The sequence below is a fragment of the Candidatus Accumulibacter meliphilus genome, assembly GCF_036625345.1.
Taxonomy (GTDB): domain Bacteria; phylum Pseudomonadota; class Gammaproteobacteria; order Burkholderiales; family Rhodocyclaceae; genus Accumulibacter; species Accumulibacter meliphilus.
In genome coordinates, this window is the sequence record NZ_JAZKTZ010000001.1 from 603,299 (window position 1) to 622,357 (window position 19,059).

17 protein-coding genes are annotated in these 19,059 nt (G+C 64.0%); 11 read left to right on the forward strand and 6 right to left on the reverse strand.

Features of this window, described 5'->3' with window-relative positions; all coding sequences use genetic code 11:
- The first annotated feature begins 15 nt into the window (after nt 1–15).
- Entirely contained in the window at nt 16–1,845 is a 1,830-nt protein-coding gene (recQ, locus tag V5B40_RS02675; protein ID WP_332353077.1) for a DNA helicase RecQ, read from the forward strand.
- Between the two features lie 8 nt (nt 1,846–1,853).
- On the opposite strand, the gene V5B40_RS02680 is transcribed toward recQ, so the two are convergent.
- Nucleotides 1,854–3,350: an FMN-binding glutamate synthase family protein gene (locus V5B40_RS02680; protein ID WP_332353078.1), complete on the reverse strand. Its 1,497-nt coding sequence runs from the start codon at nt 3,348–3,350 to the stop codon at nt 1,854–1,856.
- A 58-nt stretch (nt 3,351–3,408) separates the two neighbouring features.
- Here V5B40_RS02680 and nadC point away from each other — a divergent pair, with 58 nt between their 5' ends.
- Together nadC and V5B40_RS02690 are read left to right on the forward strand one after the other, a co-directional pair.
- Nucleotides 3,409–4,266: a carboxylating nicotinate-nucleotide diphosphorylase gene (gene nadC, locus V5B40_RS02685; RefSeq protein ID WP_332353079.1), complete on the forward strand. Its 858-nt coding sequence runs from the start codon at nt 3,409–3,411 to the stop codon at nt 4,264–4,266.
- A 214-nt stretch (nt 4,267–4,480) separates the two neighbouring features.
- The gene (locus tag V5B40_RS02690) at nt 4,481–4,618 is read left to right on the forward strand and encodes a hypothetical protein (protein ID WP_169066887.1); all 138 of its coding nucleotides are present in this window, start codon (nt 4,481–4,483) and stop codon (nt 4,616–4,618) included.
- A 94-nt stretch (nt 4,619–4,712) separates the two neighbouring features.
- Here the strand turns inward: V5B40_RS02690 and thrC are convergent, their stop codons facing one another.
- The 3 genes from thrC to V5B40_RS02705 all read right to left on the reverse strand — a co-directional run bounded on the left by thrC (nt 4,713) and on the right by V5B40_RS02705 (nt 8,139).
- On the reverse strand, nt 4,713–6,200 hold the full coding sequence (gene thrC / locus V5B40_RS02695; RefSeq protein WP_332353080.1) for a threonine synthase: 1,488 nt from the start codon (nt 6,198–6,200) through the stop codon (nt 4,713–4,715).
- Nucleotides 6,201–6,678: 478 nt separating this feature from the next.
- Nucleotides 6,679–7,809 carry a hypothetical protein gene (locus V5B40_RS02700; protein WP_332353081.1) on the reverse strand — a complete coding sequence of 377 codons (1,131 nt, stop codon included), beginning with the start codon at nt 7,807–7,809 and terminating at the stop codon, nt 6,679–6,681.
- Between the two features lie 72 nt (nt 7,810–7,881).
- Complete coding sequence (locus V5B40_RS02705; protein ID WP_169066883.1) at nt 7,882–8,139, reverse strand: DUF2249 domain-containing protein; 258 nt, start codon at nt 8,137–8,139, stop codon at nt 7,882–7,884.
- 252 nt (nt 8,140–8,391) lie between these two features.
- Between V5B40_RS02705 and V5B40_RS02710 the strand changes: the two genes are divergently transcribed.
- The 8 genes from V5B40_RS02710 (at nt 8,392) to V5B40_RS02745 (ending at nt 16,555) form a co-directional block, all read left to right on the forward strand.
- Nucleotides 8,392–8,925 carry a DUF2062 domain-containing protein gene (locus V5B40_RS02710; RefSeq protein ID WP_332353082.1) on the forward strand — a complete coding sequence of 178 codons (534 nt, stop codon included), beginning with the start codon at nt 8,392–8,394 and terminating at the stop codon, nt 8,923–8,925.
- 174 nt (nt 8,926–9,099) lie between these two features.
- Nucleotides 9,100–10,284 (forward strand): acyl-CoA dehydrogenase, encoded by a 1,185-nt coding sequence (locus tag V5B40_RS02715; RefSeq protein WP_332353083.1) that lies wholly within the window; start codon nt 9,100–9,102, stop codon nt 10,282–10,284.
- A gap of 8 nt (nt 10,285–10,292) precedes the next feature.
- Nucleotides 10,293–11,552: a CaiB/BaiF CoA transferase family protein gene (locus V5B40_RS02720; protein WP_332353084.1), complete on the forward strand. Its 1,260-nt coding sequence runs from the start codon at nt 10,293–10,295 to the stop codon at nt 11,550–11,552.
- A 492-nt stretch (nt 11,553–12,044) separates the two neighbouring features.
- A complete protein-coding gene (locus V5B40_RS02725; RefSeq protein WP_332353085.1) occupies nt 12,045–12,998 on the forward strand; it encodes a TAXI family TRAP transporter solute-binding subunit in 954 nt (317 codons plus the stop codon).
- A gap of 70 nt (nt 12,999–13,068) precedes the next feature.
- Complete coding sequence (locus V5B40_RS02730) at nt 13,069–15,153, forward strand: TRAP transporter permease (protein ID WP_332353086.1); 2,085 nt, start codon at nt 13,069–13,071, stop codon at nt 15,151–15,153.
- A complete protein-coding gene (locus tag V5B40_RS02735) occupies nt 15,138–15,533 on the forward strand; it encodes a DUF1850 domain-containing protein (RefSeq protein WP_332353087.1) in 396 nt (131 codons plus the stop codon). The genes V5B40_RS02730 and V5B40_RS02735 overlap by 16 nt, the downstream gene beginning before the upstream one ends.
- Nucleotides 15,534–15,635: 102 nt before the next feature.
- On the forward strand, nt 15,636–15,758 hold the full coding sequence (locus V5B40_RS02740) for a hypothetical protein (protein WP_332353088.1): 123 nt from the start codon (nt 15,636–15,638) through the stop codon (nt 15,756–15,758).
- A gap of 17 nt (nt 15,759–15,775) precedes the next feature.
- Nucleotides 15,776–16,555, forward strand: coding sequence for a PP2C family serine/threonine-protein phosphatase (locus tag V5B40_RS02745; RefSeq protein ID WP_332353089.1), 780 nt, complete (start codon nt 15,776–15,778; stop codon nt 16,553–16,555).
- A 53-nt stretch (nt 16,556–16,608) separates the two neighbouring features.
- Here V5B40_RS02745 and V5B40_RS02750 read toward each other — a convergent pair whose 3' ends face one another.
- Together V5B40_RS02750 and V5B40_RS02755 are read right to left on the reverse strand one after the other, a co-directional pair.
- Nucleotides 16,609–17,508, reverse strand: coding sequence for an AEC family transporter (locus V5B40_RS02750; protein ID WP_332353090.1), 900 nt, complete (start codon nt 17,506–17,508; stop codon nt 16,609–16,611).
- A 24-nt stretch (nt 17,509–17,532) separates the two neighbouring features.
- On the reverse strand, nt 17,533–18,696 hold the full coding sequence (locus tag V5B40_RS02755; protein WP_332353091.1) for a CaiB/BaiF CoA transferase family protein: 1,164 nt from the start codon (nt 18,694–18,696) through the stop codon (nt 17,533–17,535).
- Between the last annotated feature and the right edge of the window lie 363 nt (nt 18,697–19,059).

Sequence of the window (19,059 nt, forward strand, 5' to 3'; positions counted from 1 at the left end):
CAGTCGCCAGCGAAGATGAGCGAGTCGGCCAGCGAACTCCTGCGACGAATTTTCGGCTATGCGTCGTTTCGTGGTCAGCAGGCGGAAATCGTCGACGAGCTTGTCGGCGGCGGAGACGCGCTGGTGCTGATGCCGACCGGTGGCGGCAAGTCGCTCTGCTACCAGATTCCGGCGTTGCTGCGACCGGGCGTCGGCGTCGTCGTTTCACCGCTGATTGCCCTCATGCAGGACCAGGTCGATGCCTTGCGGCAGGTCGGCGTCAATGCTGCTTTCCTGAATTCGTCGCTGGATTTTCGGGCGGTTGTCGAAACCGAGCGCAGCCTTTTGCGCGGCGAGCTCGACCTGATCTACGTGGCGCCCGAACGCCTGCTGACCGAGCGTTTCATCGGCCTTCTCGAGCAGCTGATCGCGCGCCGGCAAGTGGCGCTGTTTGCGATCGACGAGGCGCACTGCGTCTCGCAGTGGGGGCACGACTTTCGTCCCGAGTACATGCAGCTCTCGCAGTTGCACGAGCGCTTTCCCGACGTGCCGCGTGTGGCCCTGACGGCGACCGCCGACCAGCTGACCCGGCAGGAAATCAGAACTCGGCTTGGCCTCGAACAAGCGCGAGTGTTCGTCGCCAGCTTTGATCGCCCCAATATCCGTTACCTCATCGTCGAGCGCGACAACCCACGCCAGCAGCTGCTTGCTTTTCTTGCCGCGCATCAAGGCGCGGCGGGAATCGTCTACTGCCTGTCGCGGCGCAAGGTCGATGAGACGGCGGCCTGGCTGAACACTCAAGGGGTGACGGCTTTGCCCTATCACGCCGGATTGACGGGCGTTGACCGACAGCGGCACCAGCAACGCTTCCTGCGCGAAGACGGGCTGGTGATGGTGGCCACCATTGCTTTCGGGATGGGAATCGACAAGCCCGACGTGCGTTTTGTCGCCCACCTCGATCTGCCCAAGAGCCTCGAGGCCTATTACCAGGAAACCGGCCGCGCCGGGCGCGACGGAGAGCCTTCGGAAGCCTGGATGACCTACGGTCTCAACGACGTCGTCATCCATCGCCAGATGATCGAGGAGTCGGCTTCGCCGGGCGCACAGAAACGCGTCGAACGACAGAAGCTCGAGAGCATGCTCGCCTATTGCGAGTCGGCCAGGTGCCGGCGGGTCATCCTGCTCGACTATTTCGGCGAGCAGGCGACGCCCTGCGGCAACTGCGACGTCTGCCTGGAGCCGCCGATCTTGTGGGATGGCACGGTGGCTGCGCAGAAGGCCTTGTCCGCGGCTTTGCGCACCGGCCAGCGCTTTGGTGCCGGGCACCTGATCGACATCCTGCGCGGCAAGAACACCGAGAAGGTGCAGCAGTTTGGCCACCAGGGCTTGCCGACTTTCGGCGTTGGCGCCGATATCGACGAGCGCGGCTGGCGCTCGGTGTTTCGTCAGCTGCTCGCCGCCGGCCTGCTCGACGCCGACGCCTCGGCCTACGGCGCGCTCAAGCTGACCGACAGCGCACGACCGATTCTCAAAGGCGAGACCCGTCTGCAGCTTCGCCGCCAGGTCGAGCGGCCGAAAAGTCGAGCGACCAGGAGCAGCCGAGTGGGCACCGGCAATGCGGCGTCAAGCGGCGCTTCCAGAGCCAGCGACTCGCCGCTGCTGGCGAGCTTGCGCGAATGGCGACTCGCGCAGGCTCGCGAGCAGGGGGTTCCCGCCTACGTCATTCTGCACGACAGGACTTTGGGCGAAATCGCCGCGCTGCTTCCCGCTTCCGTGTCGGCGCTGCTTGCCGTTCCCGGCATCGGCGCGGCCAAGGCGGAGCGCTACGGTGACGCCTTGCTGGCCCTCGTCGCGGCGCGCCACTGAGCCAGCCCTCAGGCAGTTGCCGCGGGAGCTTCATGAGCGGCAGCGGGATAGGGGCGGAGCAGGTCGAGAGCGATGCTCTGCCCTGAGGCCTGCACGATACGTACGTGCTCACGACGCAGTTGGCGCGCATGGCGGAGGCCGCAGGAGTGCGCAATCATGCCGACCTCCTTGTTCATGTTGCGGCAGTACGAGGCGACGCGTGCCGCCTTGTCGTCGACGACCAGGCCGCGTTGCAGACGCGGATTGTGAGTGGTGACTCCGGTCGGGCAGGTGTTGGTGTGGCAGCGCAGAGCCTGGATGCAGCCGAGAGAAAACATGAAGCCGCGCGCCGTATTGACGAAGTCGGCGCCGCTGGCGAGCGCCCAGGCGACGCGCGCCGGAGTCAGCACTTTTCCGGCGGCGATCACCCGAATCCGTTCTTTCAGGCCGCTGGCGATCAGCGCATCGACAACCAGCGGCAGCGCCTCGTCAATCGACATCGCCATGTGATCGGCCAGCGCCTGCGGCGCCGCACCGCTGCCGCCCTCACCACCGTCGATGGTCAGGAAGTCAGGGGCTGCCTGCAGGCCGCGTCGTGCGATTGCGGCGCTGAGTTCATCGAGGAAGCGCGGGCCGCCGATGGCAGTCTTCACGCCGACTGGCTTGCCGGTCACGGCGCGGATGTGTTCGACCTTGTCGAGCAACTGCTCGATGTTGCTGATATCGGGATGACGGTTCGGACTGAGCGAGTCGCGGCCCTCGGCAATGCCGCGAATGCGGGCGATCTCGGCGCTGACTTTGCTGCCGAGCAGGACGCCCCCCTTGCCTGGTTTCGCGCCCTGTGACAACTTGATTTCAAAAGCCCGCACCGTCTCGTGTGCGGCCACTTCACGCAAGCGCTCGTCGGACAGTTGTCCGCTCTCGTCACGAACCCCGTATTTTGCCGTTCCGACCTGAAAGATGATGTCGCAGCCACCCTCCAGGTGATAAGCAGAGAGCCCGCCCTCGCCGGTATCGAGCCAGCAGCCGGCGGCTGCCGCGCCGCGTGACAGAGCGCGCACCGCCGGCCGCGAAATGGCGCCAAAGCTCATCGCGCTGATATTGACCAGCGACTTGCCGACGAAAGGCGTCCGGCAATAGCCTTCGCCGATAAGCAGCATCGGCGGCTCTTGCTGCTCGGCGTCGAGGATCGGGAAAGGGGCGTTGACGAAGACCAGAGCGCCGGGTTCATGGAGCGGGTACGTCGAGCCGAAGCCGATGATGCCGCCTTCATTTTTGGCCATGCGATACACCCAGCTGCGCGTGGCCCGGTCGAACGGCTGTTCCTCGCGGTCGCCGAGAAAGAAATATTGCCGGAAGTATTCACCGAGGCTTTCGAAGAAGTAACGCAGATGGCCAACCAGCGGAAAGTTCCGCAACACGGCGTGCTTTTCCTGCGTCACGTCCTGCACGTAAAGGGTGATCAGCGTTCCGGCGACGAAGAGAGCAAGCAGCACTCCCAGGCTAGCAAGCAGTATGTTGAGCATTTGCGCTTCCCTTCGGTGATAAAATCCAGTCGCCAAGTTGTCAGTCTACGGGAATGTCATGCTCATTGCAGCCCTGCTCGATGCCGAAATCGAGCGTAACGTCTCTGCCGCACTCAGCGAGGATGTCGGCAGCGGTGACCTCACCGCGCAGCTTGTTCCGGCCGGGGTGCGTAGCCGCGCCCTGGTGATTGCTCGTGAGGACGCCATCCTCTGCGGCAGCGACTGGTTCAGCCGCTGCTTCAGCAAGCTCGATGCGACGATCAGTATCGTCTGGAAGGCGCAGGATGGCCAGCGCACCCACCCGGATCAGGTGCTCTGCGAGATCGAAGGATCGGCGCGCGCCTTGCTCACTGGCGAGCGCAGCGCGCTCAACTTCCTGCAGTTGTTGTCCGGGGTGGCCACCAAGGCTCGACAGTACGCCGATCGGGTGGCCGGTACGCGGGCACAGGTGGTCGATACGCGCAAGACGATTCCCGGCTTGCGTCTGGCACAGAAATACGCCGTCAGCTGCGGCGGTGGCGGCAACCACCGTCTCGGTCTTTATGACGGAATTCTGATCAAGGAAAACCACATCCACGCCGCTGGCAGCATCGCCGCCGCGCTGGCCGCGGCCAGGGAAATCGCCCAGGGAGCGGGCAGCGCCTGTCAGTTCGTCGAGATCGAAGTCGAGAACTTGCGTGAGCTGCAGCAGGCGCTGGATGCCGGCGCGGAAATGATTCTCCTCGACAACCTGGACCTCGATCAGCTGCGCGAAGCCGTGGCCCTGACCGCCGGTCGGGCGATTCTCGAAGCCTCGGGCAATGTCACCCTCGATAGCGTGCGTGGCATCGCCGAGACGGGTGTCGATCGCATCTCGGTCGGTAGCTTGACCAAGGACGTGCGTGCGCTCGACCTGTCGATGCGCTTTTCGGCTTGATTTGCAAGTCGCAGACACGACTCACGACTCTCCACCAATTGCCTTTCTCCGCACACGGAGTGAGAAGGGCCGCGGGATCTCCCGCTGTCATGACCATGCGCAGGTACACCGAGGCGATCCGACGGACGTTGGCGAATGCGTTATATAATGGGCTTCGGGCGATGTGACCCAGGCGGGAACTTATGGCCTGTGCAGCAAGGGAAAGGGGGCTGGGATGCTGTTTGCGCTGTTTTACGTGTTGGCGATTGTGATTCTGATCATGCACTTCACCGGATTCCTGGCGCGTCATAACCTCGAATGGCTGGTGCTGGTACTTGCGGCTGCCGTTTTTCCTGCGGTCATCTACCTCTGACGCTGCGCAGGGGCCAGGCAAGGGGAACAACTCCGCAGGCATAGGAAAAAATGGGCGCCACCGGCGCCCTTTTCTATTTCTGCCACTGCTGTGATCAGTCCAGGTGTCGCTGGATGATCGCCTTCACCGCGTCGACACTGACGTCGATCACCTCGACCCGTTGCGGCAGGTCTTCGATGCCTCGCAGGCCCACAGGCCGCTCGGGTCGGCAGCCCAGTGCTTCGATGATGGTTTCCTCGAACTTGGCCGGCAAGGCTGTCTCGAGCACGACCATCGGCATTTCCGGGGTGCGCAGTTCGCGAGCGACCTTGAGTCCGTCGGCGGTGTGGGTATCGATCATCAAGCCATATTTCTCGAAAGTGTTGCGAATCGTCGCCAGGCGGTCGGCATGCGTACTCCTGCCGGCGGCAAAGCCGAAGTCGGAAAGCCGGGAGTAAAAGGACGTCTTCGAGAGGTCGACGCTGCCGCCCGCATCAACGGCGCTCCACAGGTTGCGAATGACAGTCGGGTCGCGACCAACGAGATCGAAGGCAAAGCGCTCGAAATTCGACGCCTTCGAAATATCCATCGACGGACTCGATGTGGCGTGCGTTTCGGCGCTGCCACGTGGACGATAAACGCCGCTGTGGAAAAACTCGTTGAGCACATCGTTCTCGTTGGTGGCCAGGACCAGGCGACCAATCGGCAGGCCCATCATGCGCGCGATATGACCAGCGCAGATGTTGCCAAAGTTGCCAGAGGGTACGGCAAAAGCGACCTGCCGATCACTGCTGCCGCCGACGCCGCCGGTGGCTGCGAAATAGCCTTTGAAGTAGTAGACGATCTGTGCCGCAACGCGTGCCCAGTTGATCGAGTTGACCGCGCCGATTTTGTAGCGGGCTTTGAAGGCGTGATCGTTGGACACCGCCTTGACGATATCCTGGGCATCGTCGAAGCTGCCGCGCACGGCGATATTGTGGATGTTGTCATCGTGCAGCGAATACATCTGTGCGCGCTGAAAGGCGCTCATTCGCTGGTGTGGCGAGAGCATGAAGACGCGCAGCCTTTCTTTGCCGCGCATCGCATATTCGGCCGATGAGCCGGTGTCGCCCGAGGTCGCGCCGAGGATGTTGATCTCTTCGCCACGCTTGGCCAGAACGTATTCGAAAAGATTGCCGAGCAGTTGCATGGCCATGTCCTTGAAGGCCAGCGTTGGGCCATTGGACAGTTCGAGGATCGCCAGGCCCGCTTCGCCGCGGGCTTCGTCGGGCCGCTCCAGCCAACGCAGGGGCGTGATCTCGGCCGCCTGCTCACTGTTGCGGCCGTTGCCGTACACCTGTGCGGTGTAAGTCTTGGCAATCAGAGGCTTCAGATCGGCGGGCGGGATATCATCAATGAAGCGGGAGAGTACGGCGTAGGCGAGATCGGCGTAGGACAGGCTGCGCCAATACTCGAGTTCGGCTTTGCTGATCTGTGGATAGGACTCCGGGAGGTAGAGACCGCCGTCGGGAGCCAGGCCGGTGAGCAGAATCTCGGTGAAGCTCGGCGCTGCCGAGTGTTTTGTGCTGGAGAGGTTCTGGCCGCGAGTCGAGAGATAGCGCATGTGGAGGACCATTAATGTGAAAGTCGCGCAAGCGACTCACGAAGCTCCCTTCTCCCCTCGCGGGAGAAGGGTCTGGGGAAGAGGGAATGGGGAATGCGGCTTGAAAGCCGACGAACGCGCAGTTTATCATGCTCCGCGCCGTGCCCTCGGCGCGGGTGCGTCGCAGTCTCGGCGATTGGCCGGGAGTCAGTGAATCAGTGAATCAGTGACTCAGCCGCTAGCGACGCAGTTCTTGCCCGCACGTTTGGCAACGTAGGTGGCTGCGTCGGCACTGCAGGTCACGGCAAGCTCACAGCCCGGCGTGACGCGTGCCGGGATGGCTGTAGAAGGGAAAGCTGGTTGTGCTTGAACATCTTGTTGCCTCCGTCTGGGGGCCGCTGTGCGTTGGCCATGATTCCAGATACGGATCGCTCTCGTGGATCTTGAGACTTTTTCTCGGATGCCTCGTAATAATTCTTCAATGAAAAATAGCTCCTTCTCAGCCCTGATTTTGGGCCCGGGCGGTGGCCAGCGAGCGCAGCAGGGCGATGCTGAAGGACAGCATCGCCACCGCTGCGACCCATAAGCCGTCGCTCATTCCCAGTGCCAGCAGGATGCCGCCAGAGAGGAACAGGAGGGCGCGCAGGGCGCCGCCGCGACGTAGTTCGGCGTGCATCCGGTCACGCGCCGGCGTGCGCCTGCCGGGGCGGTACCAGACCGGCAACAGTTCGGACAGGGCGCCGCTGACCAGCGGCAGCAGGAAAGCGACGACAAACGCCGGCACGGCGTCACGACCGCTGAGCAGTGAAAAGGCATGCGCGCTGCCGAAGATCAGCAGCAGCGCAAAGCCGACCAGGGCAGCGAAGAGGCTTGCCGCCGCACCGTCTGCGCTCAGCCCCTGCCAGCCATGACGAATCAGGCAGGCGCGCCCGATCTGTAAGGTGACGAGCAGCAACACGAGCGCCCCCACAAGCGACAGCGGTGGCCAGAAAGCGGCACCGAGCGCAATAGCCAGCACCCCGCCGACGGCGAAGGGTAGCTGCCGACGCAGGCGTTGCGCGGCGCCGGGATCCGGCGCTCGCAAGGCCGTCGGCAAGAGGACCTGCAAGCTTCCCAGCGCCGTCAAACCGATGAATCCGAGCGTGTTCAGATGCAGATGCAGCAGGCGCAGTTGCGGTCGTGCCTGCGGCCACCAACTCATTGCCGGGATCAGCAGCAGCGCTGCCGCCAGGAAGGCGATGGCCAGCAGATACCACTGCCAGCCGGGGTGCGGTCTTCCCAGCGTTGCTCTGGCACGCCGGATCACCCAGCTGGCAAAGAGCAGCGCGATCAGAAGAGTGCCGCTGGCTGCGGTGTACAAAGCACGCTCCGGCAGCGTTCCCCGGAAGGCGAGAAAGGTCAGCACGCCGGCCAACTGCAGCAGCAGCGGCAGCAGCAGAATGCTGCGCGGTGCTGCGCGGCTGCGCGTCAGGACGGGGACGAAATGGCTGATGGCGGCAAAAATCAGCGGCACGATGCCGACCGCGAAGATCAGGTGTGCTGCTGCGGCGACAGACACGCCGCCGGAATGCAGCAGCGCCAGCGCCGCAAGAAAAACCGCGACCGCAGAAAAGCCCAGGTAGATCAGCACCGCTTCACACCCTCGCCCGTCTTTTCTGCGCCGGCAAGCCGCCGCTCAGACCCTGGTTGCGGCGGCTGGGCGTCAAGCCATTCTGGTGAAGTCGATGACGATGGCGCCAGCTTCGCGCTGCACGTACTTGATTTGCAGCGCATCGCCGAAGCGGGCCTGCAACTGCGCCAGCAGCGGTAGCGGATCGTGGTCGTTGCAGAAGCGCATCGTTTCTCCGGCAATCAAGGCGTCGAGTGCGCCAAAGATCGCCGCGTGGCGAAAACGCTTGGCGACGCCGCGTGCGTCGAAGGGATAAATGGCTTCCTGAGTGGGCTGGTCGCAAGCATGCATGGCGGTCTCCGTGAGTAAAGGTGGTTGGGAGAAGGGATCTTGGGACACTGGCCCCGGGCTGTCTTTGATATGGGCCGGTAATACCCGTACGCGGGGCGCAGGAGCGGCGCGAAAGCGGCGAGGCTGGCCAGAGCGCTGGGAAACGAGCGGGAAAAGGACGAAAACAAGCCGCTCAAGACCTGGAGCCGGGTGCGACCACTGGCCCCCGGCAGCACCTGCTGTGACGAGCTGTTATCGCGGATAATGGGCAGCATGCGTCGCTATCTCAAGAAATATCTTCCCGATCAGGAAACGATCCGCAGCAACCCCTGGCTGCGTCCCTTCCAGTCATCCTTGCTGCATCCGCGGCTATGGCACCTGAATCGCCACTCGGCGGCCGGTGCGGTGGCCACCGGCCTGTTCTGCGGCTTGATTCCCGGTCCGCTGCAAATGATCGGCGCGGCACTCGCTGCGGTCAAGTTTCGCATCAATCTGCCGCTCGCTCTTCTCGTCACCCTGTACACCAATCCCTTTACCATCGTGCCGCTGTACCTGGTGGCGTATCAGCTGGGGCGGCTGTTGACCGGCGACAGCGCGGGTTTCATTGCGCCGCCGGAGTTCAGCATCACTGCCTTTGCCGCCTGGAGCGAGGCCATGCAGGGATGGATGCTGGTCGTCGCCAAGCCCCTCGGCCTGGGCCTCCTGGCGCTGGCCAGCACGCTCTCGGTGTTCGGTTACCTGGCGACGCGGGCGATCTGGCGGCTATACCTGATCAAGGCCTGGCGTCGTCGCCGAAGCGCCTCCTGAGTCCTGCTCGCTCGCGGCTCGGCATCGCCCGCTCTCGGCAAGGACTTGCCTGATAGCATGCGGCGAAGGATACTCGCCCCTGTTGTCGTCAACCGCTCCCGACCCTCCGCGAAACAATGGCAGGCAGGTGGCAACAAACGACAAGCCGTCTCAACAATGCGCAAGGAGATCTTGATGGCCAAGACATCGAAAGCCCGCTTTTGCTGGGAGGACCCGCTGCTTATCGAGGCGCAGTTGAGCGAGGAGGAGCGCATGCTGCGCGATGCCGCGCGCGACTACTGTCAGGGTCGCCTGCTGCCACGGGTGCAGGATGCGTTTCGCCACGAGCGCACCGATCCGGCGATCTTCCGCGAAATGGGCGAGATGGGCCTGCTCGGCGCGACGATTCCGAGCGAGTACGGTGGCGCCGGCCTCAACTACGTCAGCTATGGTCTGGTGGCCCGCGAGGTCGAGCGCGTCGATTCGGGTTATCGCTCGATGATGAGCGTGCAGTCGTCCCTGGTGATGGTTCCGCTGCACGCTTTTGGCACCGAGGCGCAGAAAAGCAAGTACCTGCCGCGCCTGGCGAGCGGTGAATTGATCGGCTGCTTCGGCCTCACCGAACCCAACCACGGTTCCGATCCCGGTGGCATGACCAGCCGGGCGCGCGCGGTTGACGGTGGCTACCGACTGTCGGGTAGCAAAATGTGGATCACCAACTCGCCGATCGCCGATGTCTTCATCGTCTGGGCCAAGGACGATGTCGGCGCGATTCGCGGCTTCATCCTCGACAAGGGAATGAAAGGCCTGTCTGCGCCGGCTATCCACGGCAAAGTCGGCTTGCGGACCTCGATCACCGGCGAAATCGTCATGGACGAGGTCTTCGTCCCCGAGGAGAATGCCTTCCCCGACATCCGTGGCCTCAAGGGGCCGTTTACCTGCCTCGATTCGGCGCGTTACGGGATTTCATGGGGAGCGCTCGGTGCCGCCGAGTTCTGCTGGCACACGGCGCGCCAGTACACCCTCGATCGCCAGCAGTTCGGTCGTCCGCTGGCTGCCAATCAGTTGATCCAGAAGAAGCTGGCCGACATGCAGACCGAAATTACCCTCGCCCTGCAGGGCTGCCTGCGTCTCGGGCGCATGAAGGACGAAGGTACGGCGACGCCGGACATCACTTCGATGATGAAACGCAATTCCTGTGGCAAGTCGCTCGACATTGCCCGCAGCGCGCGCGACATGCTCGGTGGCAACGGGATCTCGGACGAATTCGGCGTCATCCGGCACATGGTCAACCTCGAAGTAGTCAATACCTACGAAGGCACGCACGACGTGCACGCCCTGATCCTCGGGCGTGCACAAACCGGCATCGCTGCCTTTTGAAGCCGTCGATGAGTCGAGCAGCCAGCGCAGCGAAAAGCGGCGGCGCGCTGGCGCATCTGCGCGTGCTCGACCTGTCACGCGTTCTCGCCGGCCCCTGGGCCAGTCAGCTGCTGGCCGACCTCGGCGCCGAGGTAATCAAGGTCGAGCGGCCCGGCTGCGGCGACGACACGCGCGGCTGGGGGCCGCCGTGGCTGGCCGACGGCGATGGCCAGGCGACGCGCGAGGCCGCCTATTTCCTGTGCACCAACCGCAACAAGCGCTCGCTGACCGTCGACATCACGCGACCCGAGGGGCAGGAGATCGTTCGCCAACTGGCGCGCGACGCCGACGTGCTGATCGAGAACTTCAAGGTCGGCGGCCTAGCCGCCTACGGCCTCGATCAGCACAGCCTGCGTACGCTCAATCCCAAGCTCGTTTATTGCTCGATCACCGGCTTTGGACAGCACGGGCCGTACGCGGCACGCGCCGGCTACGACTTCCTGATTCAGGGCATGGGTGGCCTGATGAGTGTCACCGGCACGGCGGACGGCGAGCCCGGCGCCGGCCCGCAGAAAGTCGGCGTCGCCCTGACCGACATTCTCACCGGTCTCTACGCCGGCAACGCCGTTCTCGCCGCGCTGGCGCACCGCGACCGGGATGGTTATCGCAGCGCTGACGGCCAGCACATCGACCTTGCCCTGCTCGACGTGCAGATCGCCTGTCTGGCCAATCAGGCAATGAACTATCTGGTTTCCGGGACGGCGCCGAAGCGCATGGGCAATGCCCACCCGAACATCGTCCCCTATCAGGATTTCCCGACGGCCGACGGCGACATGATCCTGGCGATCGGCAACGACGGCCAGTTCGCGCGCTTCTGCACTGTCGCCGGACGTCCCGAATGGGCCGGCGACGAGCGCTTCGCCAGCAACGCGGCGCGCGTCAGGCATCGCCAGGAATTGATCCCGCTGCTCCGCCAAACCACGGTGCTGCGAACGACCCGCGAGTGGATCGCCGCGCTCGAGAAGGCCGCCGTGCCCTGTGGTCCGATCAACGACCTGGCCGCCGTCTTCGCCGATCCGCAGGTGCAGGCACGCGGCATGCGTCTCGACATGGCGCATGCCAACGGCGGCAACGCGCCGCAGGTGGCCAATCCGATTCATCTGTCGGCGACGCCGGTCGAATACCGCAAAGCGCCGCCGACACTCGGCGAGGATACCGCGGCCGTGTTGCGTGAACTGGGTCACAGCGACACCCGGATCGCGGCGCTTCGGCAAGCGGGGATTGTGTAGTTGCGTGGCGTGGCGCCGGAACCGGGGCGGTAGCTTCGCACGGCGCGATAGGAGCAGCTTGCCACCCCCGGGGAAGCACTGAAGCAGCCGCTGGCGGCGCTGCAGACCGTCGCTGACACTGCCGAATCGCTGCAAAAAGCCAATGAAGATCTTGTACGACTGGCTCACTGGTCACGGAATCGTGGTTGAGCGCTTCCGTTGAACGGGCGGCTCGCATAAAGTGAGCGCTCTGGTCGCGCACGGAAGTGAGTGAAACCTGTGTATGGGCACCCGCAGAATTTCCTGTTCCGTTCCGGGATTTTGCGCGGCAGTTCGCGCAAGTGGGCGGATTGAAAAGTAAATGGAGAAGAGCCGCCCCGAGAATCCGCTTTCCCCGCATTGCGGTACTATGGCAAGTGGGCAGGGTCCAGAGCGGCTCGGAAAAGAGAACAGCATCGCCAACAGAAGCGTTGCAGAAGACCCCCCGTAGCGAAACACCAAAGGAGAGAAACAATGAAAGCATCATTGCGCCGTACCCTGCTGGCCACCGCCGCAGCCGCCTGTTTTTCCGTATCGGCCCACGCCGCCGAGTTCATCAATGTCCTGACCGGAGGCACCAGCGGCGTTTACTATCCGCTCGGCGTGGCCCTTTCGCAGATCTATGCCAAGGCGCTGCCCGACGCCAAAACCTCGGTGCAGGCGACCAAGGCCAGCGCCGAGAATCTCAACCTGCTGCAAGCCGGTCGCGGCGAAATCGGCTTCACGCTTGGCGACGCCCTCAGTGAAGCCTGGAAAGGCAACGAGGAGGCCGGTTTCAAGACACCGCTCAAGAAGCTGCGCACGGTGGCGGCGATTTACCCCAACTATATTCAGATCGTTGCCAGTGCCGAGTCCGGCATCAAGACCCTGGCTGATCTGAAAGGCAAGAATGTTGCCGTCGGCGCGCCGAAGTCGGGAACCGAACTCAACGCGCGCGACATCTTCAAGGCGGCCGGCCTGAGCTACGAAGATTTCGGCAAGGTCGAGTATCTGCCGTTCGGTGAATCGGTCGAACTGATGAAGAACCGTCAGCTCGACGCCACGGTGATTTCTGCCGGGCTTGGCGTGGCCGCCCTGCGCGACCTCGCCACCTCGGTGCCGATCACCGTCATCCCGATCCCGGCGGAAGTGGTGAACAAGATCGGCGAAGCCGCCTATCAGGTGGGCACCGTTCCGGCCGACACTTACAGCGGGCAGACCACTGCGGTCCCGACCGTCGCCGTACAGAATTTCCTGGTCACTCACGAGGGCGTTCCGACCGATATCGTCTATGCGATGACCAAGTCGATGTTCGCCAACCTCGATCAACTGGCTGCCGCGCACGCTGCTGCCAAGGCGATCCACAAGGATAATGCGGCCAAACAGCCGCCAGTTCCCTTGCATCCGGGCGCCGAGAAATACTATCGCGAAGCCGGGCTGATCAAGTAGTCGACGGCCACCAGGCGGCGTTGCTGTCCGTGATTCCGGGCAGCAACGCGGCGCGCTGCAAGGACTCGCCATGAATGATCGTTCAGTCGCTCCGCCGCCGGAGCACGTGCCCGAAGAAAGTGCCGCGCACGGCACGCAGCGACGCCTCTCGGGCCGCTCGCTGCAACTGGTCACCGCTGTCGCTCTGGCGTTCTCCGCTTACCAGTTGACGGTGGCCGCTTTCCATCCCCTGTCGAGTCTGGTTACCCGCTCCTTGCACGTCGGCTTCCTGCTGACCATCACTTTCTTGCTTTACCCGGCGTTGAAGCGTGCCGACAAGCTGACGCGGATCAGTATCGGTGACGGCGTGCTTGCCATCCTTGCTTTCGCGCTTGGCACCTACCACTGGATTTTCGAAGCCGAACTGATTCAGCGTTCGGGCGACCCGAGCACCGCCGACCTGGTCGTCGGCACGGCACTGGTGGTGCTGGTCTTCGAGGCGGCGCGCCGCCTGCTCGGCGTGGCGCTGCCGATCGTTTGCGGAGGCTTCCTGCTCTACGGCATGTTCGGTGAGTATCTTCCCGGCGTGCTCGAACACCGCGGCTACGGCTTCGATCAGATCGTCAACCAGCTGGCGCTCGGCACCGAGGGCCTGTTCGGCATTCCGACGCTGGTTTCGGCGACCTACATCTTCCTGTTCATCCTTTTCGGCTCCTTCCTCGAACACGCCGGGATGATCAATCTCTTCAATTCCCTGGCCCTCGGCACCGTCGGTCACACCAAGGGCGGGCCGGCCAAGGTGGCGGTGCTCTCGTCCGGCTTGATGGGCACGATCTCCGGCTCCGGCGTCGCCAATGTGCTCACCACCGGCCAGTTCACGATCCCGCTGATGAAGCGTTTCGGCTATTCCGGCGTCTTTGCCGGCGCCGTCGAAGCGACCGCTTCAATGGGCGGCCAGGTGATGCCGCCGGTGATGGGAGCGGTGGCTTTCATCATGGCCGAGAACCTTGATGTGCCCTACACGGAGATTGTCAAGGCAGCGGTCGTGCCGGCCATTCTCTACTACCTGACGGTGTTCTGGATGGTGCACCTGGAAGCCGGGCGCAAGGGCCTGACGGGAATTCCAAAAGAAGAGTGCCCGAACCCATTCAAGGCGATTCGCGAGCAGTGGTACCTGATCCTGCCATTGATGATTCTCGTCGGCATGCTGTTCAACGGCTTCACTCCGATGTTCTCGGGCATGGTGGGTCTGTCGCTGACAGCCGTGCTGATTCTCGGCGCGGCCCTGGCAGCGCGAGTTTCCGGCACCGCTTTCCGCTACGTGTTCTGGATCGCCCTGGGGCTGGCCTGCGCAACGATGCTCGAGTGGGGCGTGCATGCCTTGCTGGTGGTTATCGCCGCCCTGGTTGCCGCGGCCTGCTTCGTCAGCGGCGCCCGGGAGAGTCTGCAGGTCATGAAAATGAGCCTGGCCGACGGCGCCAGGCAGGCGCTGCCGGTCGGTGTCGCCTGCAGCATCGTCGGTGTCATCATCGGCATCCTGACGCTGACCGGCGCCGCCTCCAGCTTCGCCGGTTTCATCCTCACGGTCGGCGAAACCAGCCTCTTCCTGTCGCTGCTGCTGACCATGCTGGTCTGCCTGATCCTCGGCATGGGCATTCCGACCATCCCCAACTACATCATCACCAGCGCCATTGCCGCCCCGGCCCTGCTCAAGCTCGGCGTACCGCTGATCGTCAGCCACATGTTCGTTTTCTACTTCGGGATCATGGCCGACCTGACGCCGCCGGTGGCGCTCGCCGCTTTCGCAGCCAGTTCGATTGCCAAGGAGCCGGGACTGAAAATCGGCATGAAAGCGGTGCAGATCGCCATCGCCGGCTTCGTCGTTCCGTACATGGCGGTCTATGACCCGGCGATCATGCTGCAGGGGAACCCGTCGGTTCTGGCCGTCACCTATGTGCTGCTCAAGGCGGTGCTGGCGATCGCCCTGTGGGGCGGGGCTTCGATCGGCTACTTCTGGGCGCCACTGAATGTGCTGGAGCGCGTTCTCGCCACCGCTGCCGCCGCCAGCCTGGTGGTCGCCCTGCCGCTGACCGATCAGGTCGGCTTTGCCATGGCTACCGCCTTTATCATCGCGCACTGGCTGAGGAAGCGCCGGCAGCCATGCCACTCTGCCTGAGCGCCGGCGCCGCAGTGACGGTTGTCGCAGTGAATGCCTTCACCCTGGCGTGGATGCACTCCATCGAGAAGACCCGCTGGGAAGAGGACTGGCGAGTGGAAGGCCCGTTGTTGCGCGTCGTTGCGGCCAGGATTCAGGGCTGCGGCGCGGGCATGGAGCCGCCAGCCGATGCGCTGCTCCGCGACGGCAGCTGGCACTATCGACCGAGCTTGCCGCCGCGGCCACAGCTCTTGCTGTCGCACTCGCCGTATGCGGGCAGCTACGAACTGTGCATGGACGGCGGTTGCCAGCCGATTGCCGATTATCTTCCCGGACTTGCGCGCCAAGCGACGCTGCGTCTCACTGCGTGTGCGAACGAGGCTGCTGGCGCTCCGCGCTAGGCTGTGCTCACTCCGCCACGATCGCGTTTCACCGAGCTCAGGGCGCGAAACGAGCGAGCAGCATGGCACAATGGCAGCCTCTTCGAAAAGGAGCCGCCCTTGTTGGCACGAGTTATCCTGACGCGCGAGTCGCAGCAAGCCGGGCAGGTCGCGGCACTGCTTACTGTTCGCGAACCCGCCGGCGTTTCTCTGGCGTCGCCACGATGCCTGTCACGGCAGCTGTGAGCGGATGGATCTCCGAAGTGCCGAGCGCATATGCCGTGTGCGCCGGCATGGCCACTGACGTGGGCCGCGTGCGCCGCAACAACGAGGATGCTCTGAGCTTTGTTTGCCCGGATGACCTTGCGCTGCGCCGACGTATGGGCGTGCTGGCGGTGGTCGCCGACGGCATGGGAGGACACCGGGGAGGAGAGGTGGCGAGCGCGCTGGCAGTGGAAACCATTTGCCGCGGCTATTTTTCCGCGCTGCCGGGTGAGGATCGCTTGCAGGCCCTGGAACGGGCAATGCTCGACGCGAATCACGCGATTTGCAGGGCCGGCCTGGCGGATCCCTCGCTCGAGGGGATGGGGACGACGGCAACCGTGCTGGTCGTCGTGGACAACAGGGTGTTCTTCGCGCATGTTGGCGATAGTCGCCTCTACCACTGCGCCAATGGCCGCTGTCGGCAACTGACCGAGGACCACACCCTGGTCCAACAAATGGTGAAGAACCACGTGCTCAGCGCGGAAGACGCTCGCAATTACCCGATGCGCAACGTCCTCATGCGCTCCCTCGGCACCTATTCGGGTCTGCAGATTGCCACCCAGAACTGCGCTGCTCCGCAGATCGGCGACGCCTTCGTCCTCTGCTCGGACGGCTTGCATGCTTCAATCGAGCCCGCTGAAATCGCCGAGTTTGTCGCCTCCCTGGAACCGCAAGAAGCCAGTCAGCGCTTGGTCGATCTGGCCTGTGTGCGTGATGGTAGCGACAACATTTCGGTGGCCGTGGTCGTCATCCGGCCAGCCGCCGCCAGCGAGGAATGACGAATCGGCGGCGATGCTTGGTAAAAAAGGCGCGGATACTGGCCGGGGCTTGCTCAGTAACGCAAGGCAATGGTCAGCCACAGCGGCAAGGTGAGCATCGCCACCAGGGTGTTCGCCGAAACCAGCCAGGCGACGCCCGGGCCGTCGCCGCCCATGCGTACCGCCAGAATATAGGCTGAGGTTGCAGTTGGCAGGGCGCTGAAAACGATCACCGTATCGAAGTACACCCCACTCAGGCCCAGGCTGCTGGCCGCCAGCAGGCCTGCCGCCGGCACGGCCAGGAGCTTGACCGCCAGCAGGTAGCACGAAGCGGCATGCGATCCGGAAGTGCCGCGCAACTTCAAGGCCGCGCCGACGGCCAGCAGGCCGAGGGCGATCGCCGCTTCGCCGAGACGGCCCAGCAATTGGCCGGCGGCGGCGGGCAGGGTCAGGCCGCTGGCGCTGAAAGCAAAGCCGGCCAGCGTGGCCAGGATCAGCGGATTGCGGACCATTTCGCGGAGCAGCCCGAGATTGCCGTGCCGGGCCAGCATCCACACCGAGGCGAGGTTGGCCAGTGGCACCATTGCGCCGATCAGGATGCCCATCGCGGCGATCCCCGGGGCACCGTGCAGCTTGCCGATGACCGCCAGTCCGAGGTAGGAGTTGAAGCGGAAAGCGCACTGGAAGCGCGAGGCGAAAACTGCTTTGTTGCCCTTGAACAGCGGCGCCGCGAAGAGGCCGAAAAGCACCCCGCAGCCGAGCGCCGCGGCGCCGCTGGCGAACAGCGGTGCGGCGGTGGCGAAGTCGATGTGGGTGCTGGCCAGGGCCTTGAACAGCAGGGCCGGAAAGAGAACGAAATAGACCAGCTTTTCCAGGCCACTCCAGAAGCGCTCACCGAAATCGACCAGCCGGTAGAGCGCCCAGCCGAGCAGGATCAGGCCGAAATCGGGAAGCAGGAGAAGAACGCCTTGCATGGAGTCGGGTCCGGTCAGCGCGGCTCAGATGACTTTCTGCGCGCGCAGATTGGCGATCTCGGCAGGGCTGAAACCGGCTTCGCCCAGGATCTCCTCACTGTGCTCGCCGGCGGCTGGTGGCAGGTGGCGTGCTTCGAAAGGGTGTTCGCTGATTTTGAACGGCGGTGCGAACTGCTTGACGCCGGCGACTTCGACGATCATCTCGCGCGCCTTCAACTGCTCGTTTTCGAGACTCTCCTCGAGTCGCAGGACCGGCGCGACGCAGCAGTCGACGCCATCGAAAACCGAGGTCCACTCGGCGAGACTGCGCTGGGCAAAAATGGCCTCCAGTTCGCCGCGGATGCGCTGACCCTCGGCGCCGGTGGCAAAAGCGCAGGGGCGCAGCTCGGGGCGGTCGAGGGTGTCGCACAGGGTCTGCCAGAACTTCGGCTCCATCGCGCTGACTGCCAGGTGGCGGCCGTCGCTGGTCGCATAGACACCGTAGCTGGGCATGCCGCCGGAAAGCAGGTCTGCGCCGCGCGCTTGCGCGCGCCCGCGGTCGAGTACGGCCAGTAGCGGGAAAATGGTGTGCGCGAAAACGGCATCGGTCATCGACACGTCGACGTAGCGGCCACGACCGCTGGCGCGGGCGTCGACGACGCCGGCGAGCAGCCCGATCAGCGCACTCAGCGAGCCGCCGAGCAGGTCGCCGATCTGGAAGTTGGGAATTGCCGGCGCACTGCCGGCGATGCCGATCTGGTCGAGCAGGCCGCTGTAGGCCAGGTAATTGAGGTCGTGGCCGGCGCGGTCGCGGTAGGGGCCGTCCTGGCCGTAGCCGGTGATCGCGCAATAAACGATGCGCGGGTTGATTGCCGCTACCGCCTGGTAGCCGATTCCCAGCTTGTCGACGACGCCGGGGCGAAAGCCCTCGACGACGACATCCGCGCTGGCGGCGAGGCGCATGAAGGCGGCGACGCCGGCGGCCTGCTTGAGGTCCAGCGTCAGGCTGCGCTTGTTGCGATTGACCAGCTCGAAATAGCTCGTCTTGCCGTGCACTGCGCCGGCGCTGCGTGCGTAGTCGCCGGCACCGGTGTCCTCGATCTTGATCACGTCGGCGCCGAGATCGCCGAGGTGCATGGTTGCCAGAGGTCCTGGCAGGAGTCTGCTCAGATCAAGGACGCGAAGTCCGTCGAGAGGGGGTGGGCGCATGCTGAGGGGCTTTCGAAAGAGGCTGGTTGGTGGGGCTCGATGGCAGAGCGGCAAGTGCGCGCAACCATGCGAAGTGAGCAAGCTAAGGCGTTGTCAAGGGCGGGAAAGGCGCAAGGTGGCGAGTCGTGACGAATTGTGCCAGCTTGCGTCGAATGATGCATTGTAACGGTCATGACATGTCAGCCCCGACGCGAGCGGCGACGGTTATGCTCAAGGGCTACAACGCGTTATGATGAATATCCCCTGGCTCGCCATGCCTGTACTGTTGAGGCGTGTGGCTCAGCCGCTGGAACCAGCATTGCCCTTACGCTGTCGGAACCGCTTGCCAATGGGCAACCGCCAACCCGTGTCGCTGGCACGTAT